Genomic DNA, 347 nt, shown 5'->3' with positions numbered 1-347 from the left:
ATTTTGATTCCAGAAAGATCATAGCTATCTTAGATGGACGGACCCAAGCAACGATTCGCAATCACTTTCTGCGCTATTCCAGAAAGGTAAGAAGTCGCGTCAAGATCATTACAATGGACATGTTTAGTCTCTACTACGATATTGCCAGAAAACTATTTCCAAAGGCTAAAATCGTTCTGGATCGTTTTCACATTGTACAACATCTCAGCCGGGCTATGAGTCGTGTTCGTGTTCAAATCATGAATCAATTGGATCGAAAATCGTACGAATACAAAGCATTGAAACGCTACTGGAAACTCATTCAACAAGATAGTCGGAAACTCAGCGATAAACGCTTTTATCGTCCG

Annotated in this window: 1 protein-coding gene; it reads left to right on the top strand. The window is 40.3% G+C overall.

What is annotated here, in order from left to right; all coding sequences use genetic code 11:
* The coding region (locus STRDD04_RS10310; protein ID WP_197460103.1) for a transposase at positions 1-347 on the top strand (347 nt) is incomplete at both ends.

Origin of the sequence: Streptococcus sp. DD04 (assembly GCF_001578725.1) — a bacterium.
Classification (GTDB): domain Bacteria; phylum Bacillota; class Bacilli; order Lactobacillales; family Streptococcaceae; genus Streptococcus; species Streptococcus sinensis.
The sequence above is the reverse complement of the archived record's forward strand: the minus strand, read 5'-3'. Positions and strand labels throughout refer to the sequence as shown.